We start from the raw sequence: 13,760 nt of genomic DNA on the forward strand, positions 1-13,760 counted from the left end.
TCGCCGAGTTGAAGCTGGAGCTGCTGGACAAGGGCGTGGAGTTCCTCTCCGAGACGGACACCGAGGTGGCTGCCGCGCTGCTGGCGGACATTTTCCGCAACAAGCTGGGCGGGGACACGTCCGACGGCGGCCTGACCCGGGCCATGGAGCTCGCCTGCCAGCGCCTTGAGGGAGCCTTCACCCTTCTGGCGGTGCACGCTGACCAGCCCGACGTGGTGGTGGCGGCGCGCCGCAACTCGCCGCTAGTGGTCGGCCTGGGCGAGGGGGAGAACTTCCTGGGCTCTGACGTGTCCGGGTTCATCGACTACACCCGCCGGGCGGTGGAGCTGGGCCAGGACCAGATTGTCACCATCACCGCGGACACGGTGGAGATCACGGACTTTTTCGGCAACCCGGCAGCGGGCAAGGAATACCACGTGGACTGGGACCCGGCCTCGGCTGAAAAGGGCGGCTTCAGCTCCTTCATGGAGAAGGAAATCCATGACCAGCCCGACGCCGTGGCGCAGACCCTGCTGGGCCGGTCTGACATCAACGGCAAGCTGACCCTGGACGAGCTGCGGATCGATGTTGAACGCCTGAAGCAGGTCAACAAGATCATCGTGCTGGCCTGCGGTACCGCGGCCTACGCGGGCACGGTGGCGAAGTACGCCATCGAGAACTGGTGCCGGATCCCCACCGAGGTGGAGCTGGCGCACGAGTTCCGCTACCGCGACCCGATCCTGGACGCAAATACCCTGGTGGTGTCCATCAGCCAGTCGGGCGAGACCATGGACACCCTGATGGCTGTCCGCTACGCCCGGGAACAGGGCGCCAAGACCATCTCCATCTGCAACACCAACGGCTCCACCATCCCGCGCGAGTCCGACGCCGTGCTGTACACGCACGCCGGCCCGGAGATCGCGGTCGCGTCGACCAAGGCGTTCCTGGCCCAGATCACGGCCGCGTACCTGCTGGGCCTGTACCTGGCCCAGCTGCGCGGCAACATCTTCTCCGGCCAGATCAAGGACGTCCTCGCGGACCTGAACAAGATCCCCGCGAAGATCCAGAAAATCCTGGATAACGCCGGACCGCTGCGCGAACTTGCCCGGAGCATGGCGGATGAGAAGTCCGTGCTGTTCCTGGGCCGGCACGTGGGCTACCCGGTGGCGCTTGAGGGTGCGCTGAAGCTGAAGGAAATCGCCTACCTCCACGCCGAGGGCTTCGCCGCCGGTGAGCTCAAGCACGGCCCCATCGCCCTGATCGACGAGGGCCAGCCGGTGTTCGTGGTGGTCCCGTCCCCGCGCGGCCGCGACTCGCTGCACGCCAAGGTGGTCTCCAACATCCAGGAAGTCCGCGCACGCGGCGCCCGCACCCTGGTCATCGCCGAGGAAGGCGACGAAGCGGTCAAGGCCTACGCCGAGCACGTCTTCTACGTCCCCGAGACCCCCACCCTGCTGATGCCCCTGCTGACCACCGTCCCGCTGCAGATCTTCGCCGCGGAACTCGCCGCGGCCAAGGGCTACGACGTGGACCAGCCCCGCAACCTGGCCAAGAGCGTCACCGTAGAGTAGTGCAAGATTTTTCCAAAAGTTAGGCCGCCGCTAAAGCTTTGAACGTTTATGTCCAAGCCTTGGCTGCAATGGTCCTGAAAATTTCTGCCGGAGCCAAGCTGTGCCCCTAGACTAATGGTCATGAAGATATTAGTTACCGGCGGTGCTGGTTTTATTGGGTCCCATACAACACTTAGACTACTCCAGGAGGGGCATGAGGTCGTTGTGCTTGACAATTTGTCGAATTCACATCCCGAGTCTTTAGCTCGAGTAGGTAAGTTGGCAAATTGTGGAGTTGATTTGCGTGTTGCGAATTTGCTCGATGGGGCTGCGGTGGACCACCTTGTTGCAGAAGGACGATTTGATGCAGTCATTCATTTCGCGGGTTTGAAGGCCGTTGGAGAGTCAGTTCAGGCTCCGCTCAAGTACTACACGAATAATGTCGTAGGCACCCTTAACCTACTCGCTTCGATGGACAGGCATGGGGTTAGGAGTCTGGTTTTCAGTTCCTCGGCAACTGTATACGGACTCAACGACAACGTCCCGCTGACAGAAGAGTGCGAGTTAAATGCTGCCAACCCCTACGGACGCACTAAAGAACAAATCGAGGATATTCTCGCCGACCTGGGAGCTGCCGATGCTAGTTGGAGAATAGCCCTATTGAGGTACTTTAATCCAGTAGGAGCGCACGAATCTGGTCAAATAGGCGAAGACCCGCAGGGTATACCCAATAATCTACTCCCATTTGTCGCGCAAGTAGCCGTCGGACAACGTTCCATTGTCAGAGTTTTTGGTAATGACTATCCCACCGTCGATGGGACTGGTGTGAGGGATTATATCCATGTCATGGATTTGGCAGACGGCCACTTGGCTGCCTTGAGTTATCTCGAACATAACGCAGGTGTCTTCCGGTGGAATTTAGGAACTGGCCGTGGTTCATCGGTCCTTGAAGTAATTGAAGCTTTCAGCGCAGCTGCGGGCCGAGACATCCCCTTCGAGTTCGCGGCCCGCCGGCCTGGGGACGCGGCTGTTAGTTACGCAGATCCTGCTTCTGCTTTGTCAGAGTTGGGGTGGTCGGCGAAACGAGGGCTCAGTCAGATGTGTGAGGATCACTGGCGATGGCAGGAGGCCAACCCGACCGGCTATAACTCGGGGCAGGTCTCTTAGCTTGCACCCGACTTAGTGCCAGAAGGTGGCGCGTTTCATGCGGCCACTGTTGACTGCCCTGCACGGAAGTAAGTGGTGTCTCAATTGCTTGACAGTCCCCTGATCTGACACGGTCATTTGCTAAGGCTGCTCACAAGAGCCTGAAGTCTGATCGGCGCAGGTTCTGTGCCCGGCCGCATCGCGCTGGCGCTAATCGGAACTAATTACGACTCATGGACCTATCGCTTCTTCCCTGCCGAGCTCGCTCTCTTCATAATGGGAGCCATCCACGAACCGGTTCGGAAGCGGGCACGCCTTTCGCTTTCGCCTGTGTCGTTCCTTACCTTCCTGGGAGAAGAAAAATAGCATTGCGGACACCTATCGGCGGCTGTTGCTTTACGAGTCAAGACAGGCGGGGGCTCTGGTCATTCATTCTGCTGAACTTGAAGACCGGTGTCACTGAGACTATTAGGGACAACTGCGGCCTGGTGTTGCAAGAGCCTGTTCAGCAAACGCTCGCGCACGATGCTCTCGCCCAACGCGCGGCACGCTTCGTCGTAGGCTTCACCTAGTTGTATTTCCATAAGAACTTTCTCCAATACCGTCTAATGCCAATTCGCCCATGACCTGACTCCCGACTTGATTGCTATCGGTATTGCTGCATTCCACGCAAAGATTGAGTTGACTGAAAACCGCATATGAATTCTCAATTTCAGTGATTAGGTAAGCAGCACTGTGCACCGCAGGGCAATAGTTGTGGAGAGACTTGGTAGCTGACTAGTGGGGATTTTCGCGTCTACGGCTAGGCGTGCCACCCGCAAAATTGTCTTAGTAACTGACAATGCGGTTACTTGCGTTCCACGCTGCAACCCCCGCCGTTTGACGTTAGCCTCGCCCTCAGCCAACTTCCGGTTCTTTCCGCTCTTCCAAGCCATTTACAAAAGCTATTTGTTGGCGGGTGTGCATACCACAGTGCACATTACGCGTCTTGTCCTCGAAGCAGTACTCGGACCGTATTCTTGCTACTCAACATACTCCTCCGCCTGAATACATCAATACAACGCGGGGGTTCCACCGTCTTGGGTCTTGCAGGTCTTATGCCAAAGAAGCGTCGTGGTTCCTTACCACCTTGATAACGATGCGTACTCCCCTGCAGAATGATCTGCAGATCGGCTCCGAAAGGTACCAACCACGGCGTATCCATATCTTCAAACACTTTCAGAACTGCTGACAACATACGAACAGCTCGTAGGACGCCCCGCCCTGATTGGGCAGGGGCGCATAGCCGTTTCCCCGTGCAGCAGCGGCTAGGAGAGGCTTCCCAGGCGGCTGCCTGTCTCCACCCTTCCCACTGTAATTGTTGTTCCCCTCCTATAGGACGCTGTCGCCCCTTTCCCCCGTCGCATGACCATCCTCAGTGGCGGCCGCACGCTGGGTACGACCGGTCGAGCACCAGATCGGTATACAGTGCACCTCTCTGGCAGCCCAGTTGCTGCACGCCTCAGTTGTCGCCCCTACGGCTCATCTTCCATAGGCGGCGTAACAAAGCCATTGACTTGATCAAACCTTGAGGTTCTGTTTTGTAGCATCTCGGCATGGGGAGATATGGGGGCGCGTACGCCGCACGGCATTGGCGACGGGAGAGGAAACAGCGGAAAATAAGGGTACTTTCCTATTTTTCACTTACTTCCATGGCAATCGTAACGATGGTTGTCGTGTCGGTGGCTCTGCAAAGGTAGGCTGCTGGCGTTACTCCTGCTATTGACGTGACTTGTCAGCAGCTCAGTCCCGTGGTTAGGTCATGGCGATGGGATCACTGTGACCGATGGAGGCTGTTGTGGCTTTTTCCGAGTACGCCTTTGCGCTGTGTGCGCTGCTGGGCACCCTGCTGGTTCCCTTCGTTGTTCTGTACCAAGTTCTGCGGCTCAAACGTCGAGCCGTACGGATCACTGTTCCCACTCCCACGCCACGAGGTGACCACAGCTAGCCATGCCTTACGTCGACATCAACCCGCACAAAGGTCGTCCGAAGTGGCAGGGCTATGCCGTTCTGACCGTCCTGCTGATCCTCACAGCCGCCGTCGTGGCTGCTGCGCTTACACGCGGCTGACCTGCCCGGGAAGTTCAACCCCCTAGACTTACTGTTTGAACCAGTGCCGCAGAACCTTAGCCGAACGTCCTGGGGGAACAGACATGCCCGATCCGGCGGATCAGAACGCACACGCCCAAGCAGGGCAGCCGCAGCGCCGTCGCCGCGACCTTCGTCGCGCCGACGGTGAACCGACGGATGTCCGGACAGGAACCATGTCAGCCGTAACGCCCGACACCTCAAGCCTGCCTGATGCTGGACGGCCAGCCACGAACCGGACCTCCTGGGCCGAGGCCGCGGCCGCAGCCGACGAAGCAAAGCAATCCCTGCACGTACCCGCCACGGCGCCGGCCTCTGCAGAGCCACCAACTCCGGGCACCACTTCCGTTCGCCAGCCCGACACCGCCCGGCAAGTGCCGCCGATGCCGGCAGATGCTCCCTCGGACACTCCGGCCTTCCGGCGTAGCCGGCCCACTGTTGCTGACACCATCGCAGATAGCCCCATGCCGGACTTCATCAGCTCGCCTGGGCTGTTCGTCAAAGAACAGAAGCCACGCCCTGTCGGTGGTTTCCGCGGTGCGCTCTACAAGCTCACGGGCGGTGCTTGGAACCTTGGCCCCGGCGCTAAGCAGCGCCAGGAAGATGAACTGGCCCGCCGCATCTCGCGCCAGCTGCAGGGCAGCTACAACACGGCCGTGCTGAGCCTCAAGGGCGGTATCGGCAAGACCTCGACCACGGTGGGGGTCGGCCTGACCTTGGCCGAGTACCGGGGCGACGCCCCCTGCGCAATTGACGCCAACCCGGATTCGGGGGACTTGGTGGAGCGCGCTCTGGGGGAGGGCATCTACCAGCAGTCCAGCCCTCGGACTATCACTGATCTTCTCAAGAACATCGAGTCCGTTGATTCGCTGACCGCCTTAGCGCAGTACATGCACCACGCAGGCCGCCTGCACCTGATCGCGGGGGAGCAGGACCCTGAGGTGTCTGACTCCCTGACGGCCGAGGAGTACCTGCGGATCCGCAAGCTCGTCTCCAGCTACTACTCTGTGGCGCTGACCGACTGCGGTACCGGCGTGACCCATAATGCCATGAGCGGCATCCTGCAGTCCGCCGACAACTTGGTCATCGCTGCCGGCTACGCGGTGAGCGGTGCCAAGCGTGCCCGCAGCACTCTACACTGGCTGGCCAGCCACGGCTACGAGGACCTGGCGCGGAACGCCATCGTGGTGATCACCGACAAGGACGAGGTGTCCTCGCGCGTGGACAAGGACGCCATCGAGGAACACCTTGCCGGGATCTGCCGTGAACTGATCGCCGTACCGCATGACCGAGGCGTGGCAGACGGCGACCTAGTCACCCTGGACGTGCTCAAGCCGGAGACCCGGCGGGCCTACAAAGAAATCGCCGCGGCAATTGTCGACGGGTACCGGTAGCTCCATATCACCGGTCTTATCTACCCTAAAGCTTTCGGGTGATAACGGTTCCGTCAGTCGACTTGATCTTCCAGCGGATTCCACCGGTACGTGGGGTGGGGTCGATCCACATGGCTGCCTCGCCTACAGCCAAATCCGAATCCGCTGGGGCGGTGTTCTTGCCGGTGATGATGTAGCCGTTCTTGTCCACGCGAGTTGCGACGATAGTCCCTGGGCGGCCTTTGAACTGCACGAGGTCGCCCGTGGACGTTGCGTTGAGATTCTTTAGCTGGAGGACCGGCTGCCCGTCTGCCACATTGCGGGCGATAACCGTTCCCACGGCGCTTGGCGTAATCGAGGCGTTGTTGAACGACGCGCCGTTGACTATAGAGGTGAGCCTGACGGTGCCGTTGGGGTCGACCGAGTAACTGCTGCCGACCTGCAGCAGTATAGACGCTCCAGAGGCATTGATCTTCAGGCCGGGTCCGCTGCCGAACGGTGACAGGGTCAGGCAGGGTGCTGTGCTTGCATGATTGGGCTGGACAATTGAAACGAGGCTACCGGAGGTCTGTGCGACATCCGACGCGTTCTCGATGTACACCACATCTCCGCTTGCGTGCCGCGCCTGGACCCATATTGCACGGCTCGCGTACGTTTCGTTCGCCCCGGAGTTTTGATACTGGATCTGCAGCCCGGCGCCCGTCGAACCGGGTTGCTGCGTCGCGAGAAACGAAGCGCCCTTGCCAGCGTTGTCAGCTTGAACTATCTGTGCCGTACGGGCGGGGTTGGATCCAACCCCGACTATCACCGCGCCGCCTGTCTGGATGGCGGTGTTGACGATCTTCACGGTGGACCATGCAGTGTTTCCAGCGTTGACGCTAAGAGGCGTGTGGGCGCCTGCCTGGTTTGCTGCGATGTTTACTGCGTCGTGGATGCCTACCTGATCCAACTTGAGCCCGTAGGTGGCCTGATCATTGCGGATTACCAGGCCGTTCTTTCCCGCGCCGGCAATCAGTTTGGCAGTATGAGCCGGTTCAGCTGCAACACCGATGGCCGCGGAGATCGCAGGGGCAAGGTCGGGGAGTTGCGCTTGGGCGATTTTGGCCGCAGCATCCAGCGCTGCGACTCCGGATGCCGCGCCCTTCTCGGATGTAGGGATGTAGGCGGGGTCGCCGGTTGCTGCGCTTGCAGGTTGCGCGCCGATCGTTGCACCTGTGAGGACCGTTGCGAGCGTGCCAACTCTGAAGAGCTTTCTGCGCCCGACGCCCTCTCCGGGTCGAATGTTGCTGTCCATGCGCATGAACGTACGGCCGGGTCTTCCTTGAAAACAGCGTGAGCGATACGCGACTTTATGGCAGCGGGTTACTTGCCAGGCTATAGCGGGAGGCTTGAGTGTCTGAGGGTACACCTATACTTGCGCCATGGGGATCACTCAAGACTTTGCCGTAAACCCGCAGCTTCCAACTCGGGTCACTCTTGCTATCTACCGGGGCGGGTCTGCTGCCCTGGCTAAGCGCTCGCCGCTGCTGCCATTCTGGAAGGTTGTTGACCTGCTCTGGACGCGGACAGTTGTAGGTGCTGAACTACCATTTTCGTTCACAGCCGGTCCTGGTCTGCGCCTGCCCCACTGGGGCCGCGGTGTAATTATCGCGCCAGGTACCCGTGTGGGTTCAGGCGTCACCCTATATCACCGGACCACGCTCGGGATCGGTAAGGGACAGCAACTGCCCACCCTTGGCGATTCCGTCTATGTGGGCACCGGCGCTGTGATCCTTGGCCCTTCAGTCGTTGGTGACGGCGCCGTTGTCGGCGCGAACTCCACCATCGTCCGAGACGTGCCCCCGTCCAGAACGGTCGTGGGCACCGGGCGGGTCCTGTCACCGGAGGCCTCATGATGCGAAGCGCTATCGATTCCAGCGAAAGGAAGTGCGCCGCAAGCGACTCCTGCAGCGCTCTTCCTACGTCCTAGGTGCCGTCTTGGTGATTGCCGCCGTTATGCTCGTGACAGCGGCCCTCCTGAAGTAGGAGTCGGAGTCTTGTGCTTCGACTCCGGCGACTTGGTCATGAAGGGCCGCTCTGCGATCATGTGAAAAAGGTATGCGAAGGCAATGATCACAGGCAGGGCCACCAGCCACATGACAGTCAGTGCTGCACCTCGAGACAAGTTGAACGGTTCCACCAACAGGAGCCAAACGACCTGCAGGAGTGGGGCGTGGACCAGATACAGGCTGTAGGAGAACACTCCGAGTTGGGCTAGAGGCTTCCAGCTAAGCCCCCGGTGCAGCATTCCGGTTCCATTGCTGACCTTGATAAGCATGGCAGCGACGGCCACGCCAAGCGCAAGGTCTGGGTCAAGGATCGGGGACAGAGCCCGCGGGATGTTCAGGGCAACGAAAGCCACCCATCCGAGGACGCCCAGAACGCTGAGCCAGAACCAATGTACGCGAGCCGCCCATGAAGGCTGAAGGGAGGCTACAGCGCAAGCCCCAATTCCGATAGCGAAGAGTGCATAGTAGTCCGCGTGAAGCGCCTCAAGGTTGGGGAAGATCAGCGCCGCATATCCTCCAATGACGCCCAGTGCTGTGCCGGCGATGGTTGCCGGGAGGTAGCCGTACCGGCGCCAAACGATCAACAGGATCGGGAAGGTGAAGTAGATGTGCCATTCAACGGCGATCGACCAGAACGTGTACGCCAGGTTGGTTGCTTCGAAGGGGACGATATCCTGGATAAGGAGGATGTTGGTGACGACACCCTTCCAGTCCAGGGGCACGGACAGGTCCCAGTGCGTACCTGTCTTATGGTTCAGCCAGAGCACGGACAGGATCAGGGTAAGCGCTATCGCGGCATAGTAGGGCGGCAGGATTCTTTTAGCGCGTCGTTTGATGAAGGCCCATGCCCCATGCGGAAGATGCCCGGTGCGGTGGGACACTGCCAGGGTCAGGGAATATCCAGCGAGGATGATGAACACTGTCACGCCGTAAGGCCCAAACTTCGCTGGAAAGGTCAGCGCCAACGCTCCCGTGGGAAAGATCCCAGCCTGAGGGGGGAAGATCATCGCCCACGCATGATGCACCAGTACCGCCAAGGCAGCTAAAGCACGCAGACCATCTAGGTGTTCCAGCCTTCGTCGCGGCTTTGTTGTGAGCGCAGCGTCAGTCATGCCCCATCTCCCCCAAAGATTAGTGGCAGGCCTCCAGCTGGCCCACGTCCCTGGTCAAGGATACGCGAGCCAGCCGGCGCCTCCCCTATGAATACGTGACGTCTGTCGCCTTGATGGCGGATTCGGTGCCCGTCTGCCCAACTAGGCGGCAGGGAAGTGTACCGCCGCCAGCAGGAATGTACGCTTTGTAACCACTCAAGCCAGTGGGGGGATACCCCGTACACTTCAACTTCCACATCCGTTTCCCCGCTACCGGATGGTGAGGGACAGACCGGGGACGTCGATCCACATGTCAGTGGTGGTGCCGGAGAAGTCTGCGGCGAGCACGGCCGTCCCCGGCCGGGGGCACTGCTTTGTTGCCCGCGCCATAACTCGCCTTCTATGGATCGCCAGCTGTTGCCGGCCCAAAACAGCATGGTGGGCCGGCAGGACGGCGGCCGTTGTGCCGCGCCGCGGTTGTGCATGCCTAGCCAGAACGCCTACACGGTGCCGTGCGGCGCTCGAATGACCTCCACGTCAGCTACCTCGTCCACCTCGTGCGGCGCTACCCGCAGGATGATCGGGTCCTGCTGGTTGGTGATCGTCCAGTTGTTTGCCCGCAGCGTCGGAACTATTGCCCGGGAGATTCCCCTGGGAAGAGGGCCGTTCCATTTGATGGAGGCGTGGTGATACTTGACCCACTCGCCGTTTTCCTTGGCCTGCCACGCGTCACCGAGCCCTGCCGGTCAGTCTCGGGCCATAGGGTATCGATGACTTCCACGTCCGGGACCAGCATCCATGTGCCATTCACGGTGGCGGACGAAGCTTGGCCAATCTGCGAGCGGCCCGTCGCACCGATCTTAGGCTCGATAATCATGACGTAAGTGCCGACATCATCCTTCACAACGCGGGTGTTACCGAAGACGCTGGAGCCCGGAGGGAGGGACATCCCTGTACATCTGCCGTCCACGTCAACGGGCTGGCGGTGGACGCCCTGGCTTACATCAACTTCATGCTGGTGGCAAGCTCAATGTAGTAGAGGTGGATCGTCCCGTTTTCGACGCAGGGACGGGAGCGCTTCACATCGGCAACGATGGGTTCGGTGTGGGAAGCGGGGCGTGACCAATTGATGGTGACGGTCGGGTCCGCTGTGAGCGGCAGGAGGCGTAGCCAAGACCGGCGCCGGCTGAAAGAGTGCTTGGTACTTGCCGTCCGCAATCCACACGGATGGCTCCCTGCAGCGCTTCGCCCTCACATGTTCCCGTTTTGGAGAAAAACAATTGGACGGTCCGCCCTGGCGGCAGGCGCTCGCAGGTGCTTCGGAGCAGAGGAATACCAAGTCTGCCCTACAGCAGGGTTAGCGGGCGGTATGGAGTCGGTGTTCTTACATAGGTGGCAGAAAGCGACTTGCCGCTTCCCCGCCACATTCCAGCGATGGGAGAGGACTGACCATGCTTACCGCGTATCCACGTCCTCGAACACCAGGAACGTCTGGGTGTCCAGCACGCCCGGCATGGACTGCAGCTGGTCGAAGATGACCCGGCGCAGGTCGATGTTGTCCACGGCGCGTACCAGCAGGATCACGTCGAAGTCGCCGCCCACCAGGGCGATGTGGTGCACCTCGGGGATGGCGCCCAGCTGGTCGCGCAGTTCCCGCCAGGCGTCCTGCTTCAGTTTCAGGGTCACGTACGCGGAGGACTTCAGCCCCGCCTTGATCGGGTCCACCACAGCTGTGAACCGGGACAGCACCCCTTCACCCGTCAGCCGGGCGATGCGGGTGTAGGCATGCGCCCGGGAGATATGCACGTTCTCCGCCACCTGGGTCACGGACATCCGGCCGTCCCGGGTGAGCTCGGCAATGATGCTCCGGTCGATCTCGTCCAGCGGTACCGGCTCCGTCCGGGTTTCCTTTGCCGGCATTTCGTCCACAACTCCTGCCCGTAATCTGGCTCACATTTACAAATCGTCTCCCAGTTTAGGGAAAGCAGAGCAGCTTCTCCACGATTTCCGCAGGTGCTGGATACGAAACCTCCCGCAGGTCAATACTGGGAAGGAATAGTGGCAACAGAAGGAACGGACCAATGACGATCTCCGCAGACCACACCGCACCGGACACAACCGCCGCAGGCCAGGCGGGCACGGCACAGCATGAGGACGCGCTCACCGAAGCCGTGAAGAAGTTCGGCATCACGGCCGAGGACTACATGCTCCCGGCCCGGCACCAGATCCAGATGGTGGACCCGGACGGCCGGCTCAAGCCCGACGCCGAGCAGGGCACCGAACCCGGCCACGAATACCCCCTGCCCGGCGATGACGAACTGCTGGCAGCGTACGAACAGCTCGTCGTCGGACGCCGCGTCAACGACCAGAACTCCGCCCTGGTCCGGCAGGGCCGCATGGCCGTGTACCCGTCCAGCCACGGCCAGGAGGCCTGCCAGGTGGCCGCCGCCCTGTGCCTGTCCGACGGCGACTGGATGTTCCCCACCTACCGCGACGCCGTCGCCGTGATGACCCGCGGCGTGGACCCCGTGCAGGTGATGACCATCTTCCGCGGCGACTGGCACGGCGGGTTCGATCCCGTCAAGCACCATGTGGGCATCCAGTGCACCCCGCTGACCACCCAGCTGCTGCACGCCGTCGGCGTCGCGCACGCCGCCAAGCTCCGCGGCGAGGACACCGTGGTGCTGGCCATGTGCGGCGACGGCGCCACCAGCGAAGGCGACTTCCACGAGGCCCTCAACTTCGCCGCCGTCTTCCACCTGCCCGTCATCTTCTTCGTCCAGAACAACAAGTACGCCATCTCGGTGCCGCTGGCACACCAGTCCGTGGCGCCGTCGCTCGCGCACAAGGCCGTGGGCTACGGCATGGCGGGCGAACGCGTGGACGGGAACGACGTCGTCGCGCTCCTCGCCGTCCTGGACCGCGCCGTGAAGCTCGCCCGCGAAGGCTCCGGCCCCCTGCTGGTGGAAGCCAACACCTACCGCATGCAGGCCCACACCAATGCCGACGACGACACCCGCTACCGGGAAAGCGCCGAGGTTGCCGAGTGGCGGGCCAAGGACCCCGTGAACCGGATGCGGACCTACCTGACGGACCGCGGCCTGCTGGACTCCGCAGGGGAGGCCCGGATCGCCGAAAAGGCCGAGGCCGTGGCCGCGCAGCTCCGCGACGGCCTCAGCGAGGACGTGCCCGTGGACCCACAGGAACTCTTCCGCCACGTGTTCGCCACTCCCACGCCGCAGCTGAAGGAACAGTCCGCCCTGCTCGCCGACGAACTCGCCCGCGACGCCGCAGCCCAGAACCCCGATTCATCAGCACAGGAGGCCGCCAAGTGAGCCCCACCGTCACCACCTCCTCCGAGGCCAACGGCAACGTTTCCGCCGCCACCGCCCGGGCCGCCGCCTCTGCCGCGGCCACCGCCGAAGCCGCCGGCCCGCAGCCGGTCACCATGGCCAAGGCCCTCAACACCGCCCTGGTGGACGCCATGCGCGCCGATTCCTCCGTCCTGGTCTTCGGCGAGGACGTGGGCACCCTGGGCGGGGTCTTCCGCATCACGGACGGGCTCACCAAAACGTTCGGCGAGCAGCGCTGCTTCGACACGCCGCTGGCCGAATCCGGGATTGTGGGCATGGCCGTGGGCATGGCCATCAACGGGATGCGCCCGGTGGTGGAGATGCAGTTCGACGCGTTCGCCTACCCGGCGTTCGAGCAGATCGTCAGCCACGTGGCCAAGATGCACAACCGGACCCGCGGGGCCGTGAAGCTGCCCATGGTGATCCGGGTTCCGTACGGCGGCGGCATCGGGGGAGTGGAGCACCACTGCGACTCCTCCGAGTCCTACTACGCCCACACCGCCGGCCTGAAGGTGTTCACCCCGGCCACCGTGGCGGACGGGTACCGGATGCTGCGCGAGGCCATCGACTCGGACGATCCCGTGATGTTCATGGAGCCCAAGAAGCTGTACTGGTCCAAGGACTCCGTTGATTTGGCTTCGTTGCGCGCCTCCTATGAGGAAGGCACGACGGCGGGACGCACCACCGAGGGGAGGGCCGCCGTCGCGCGTCCCGGCACCGATGCCACGCTGATCGCGTACGGGCCGTCCGTTCCCAGCGCGCTGGCTGCCGCCGAAGCTGCCGCGCTGGAGGGGCGCTCGCTGGAAGTCATCGACGTGCGGACCCTTGTTCCGTTCGACGACTTTACGGTTTGTGAATCTGTCCGGAAGACCGGGCGGGCCGTGGTGGTCGCCGAGGCGCACGGCTTCGCGTCCGTGTCCTCCGAGATCGTGGCCCGCGTGCAGGAGCGCTGCTTCCACTTTTTGGCGGCACCCATCCGCCGTGTCACCGGGTTCGACATCCCGTACCCGGCACCCAAACTCGAGAAGTACTACCTGCCCGGCGTGGACCGCATCCTCGACGCCGTCGACGACCTTCAGTGGGAGGACTGATT

General features: G+C 61.9%; 9 protein-coding genes. 6 read left to right on the top strand and 3 right to left on the bottom strand.

Features of this window, described 5'->3' with window-relative positions; all coding sequences use genetic code 11:
• The 3 genes from glmS to AC5RT3_RS00015 all read left to right on the top strand — a co-directional run.
• A partial coding sequence (gene glmS, locus AC5RT3_RS00005; protein ID WP_494123208.1) for a glutamine--fructose-6-phosphate transaminase (isomerizing) occupies window positions 1-1,550 on the top strand: 1,550 nt, incomplete at its 5' end.
• 120 nt (window positions 1,551-1,670) lie between these two features.
• The gene (gene galE, locus AC5RT3_RS00010; protein ID WP_494123209.1) at window positions 1,671-2,696 is read left to right on the top strand and encodes a UDP-glucose 4-epimerase GalE; all 1,026 of its coding nucleotides are present in this window, start codon (window positions 1,671-1,673) and stop codon (window positions 2,694-2,696) included.
• Between the two features lie 2,282 nt (window positions 2,697-4,978).
• On the top strand, window positions 4,979-6,196 hold the full coding sequence (locus AC5RT3_RS00015; RefSeq protein WP_494123210.1) for a MinD/ParA family ATP-binding protein: 1,218 nt from the start codon (window positions 4,979-4,981) through the stop codon (window positions 6,194-6,196).
• A 25-nt stretch (window positions 6,197-6,221) separates the two neighbouring features.
• Here the strand turns inward: AC5RT3_RS00015 and AC5RT3_RS00020 are convergent, their stop codons facing one another.
• Window positions 6,222-7,469, bottom strand: a complete 1,248-nt coding sequence (locus tag AC5RT3_RS00020) for a hypothetical protein (protein ID WP_494123211.1) — start codon at window positions 7,467-7,469, stop codon at window positions 6,222-6,224.
• 127 nt (window positions 7,470-7,596) lie between these two features.
• On the opposite strand from AC5RT3_RS00020, the gene AC5RT3_RS00025 reads away from it, so the two are divergent.
• Window positions 7,597-8,070, top strand: a complete 474-nt coding sequence (locus AC5RT3_RS00025; RefSeq protein WP_494123212.1) for a serine O-acetyltransferase — start codon at window positions 7,597-7,599, stop codon at window positions 8,068-8,070.
• A gap of 98 nt (window positions 8,071-8,168) precedes the next feature.
• Here AC5RT3_RS00025 and AC5RT3_RS00030 read toward each other — a convergent pair whose 3' ends face one another.
• Together AC5RT3_RS00030 and AC5RT3_RS00035 are read right to left on the bottom strand one after the other, a co-directional pair.
• Complete coding sequence (locus AC5RT3_RS00030; protein ID WP_494123213.1) at window positions 8,169-9,335, bottom strand: acyltransferase family protein; 1,167 nt, start codon at window positions 9,333-9,335, stop codon at window positions 8,169-8,171.
• 1,434 nt (window positions 9,336-10,769) lie between these two features.
• Entirely contained in the window at window positions 10,770-11,234 is a 465-nt protein-coding gene (locus AC5RT3_RS00035; protein ID WP_494010189.1) for an Lrp/AsnC family transcriptional regulator, read from the bottom strand.
• Window positions 11,235-11,395: 161 nt separating this feature from the next.
• Here AC5RT3_RS00035 and pdhA point away from each other — a divergent pair, with 161 nt between their 5' ends.
• Window positions 11,396-12,649: a pyruvate dehydrogenase (acetyl-transferring) E1 component subunit alpha gene (gene pdhA / locus AC5RT3_RS00040; RefSeq protein WP_494123214.1), complete on the top strand. Its 1,254-nt coding sequence runs from the start codon at window positions 11,396-11,398 to the stop codon at window positions 12,647-12,649.
• Entirely contained in the window at window positions 12,646-13,758 is a 1,113-nt protein-coding gene (locus tag AC5RT3_RS00045; RefSeq protein ID WP_494123215.1) for an alpha-ketoacid dehydrogenase subunit beta, read from the top strand. Before pdhA ends, AC5RT3_RS00045 begins: the two co-directional genes overlap by 4 nt.
• The last annotated feature ends 2 nt before the right edge of the window (window positions 13,759-13,760 follow it).

The sequence above is a fragment of the Arthrobacter sp. Y3221159 genome (genome assembly GCF_059089885.1).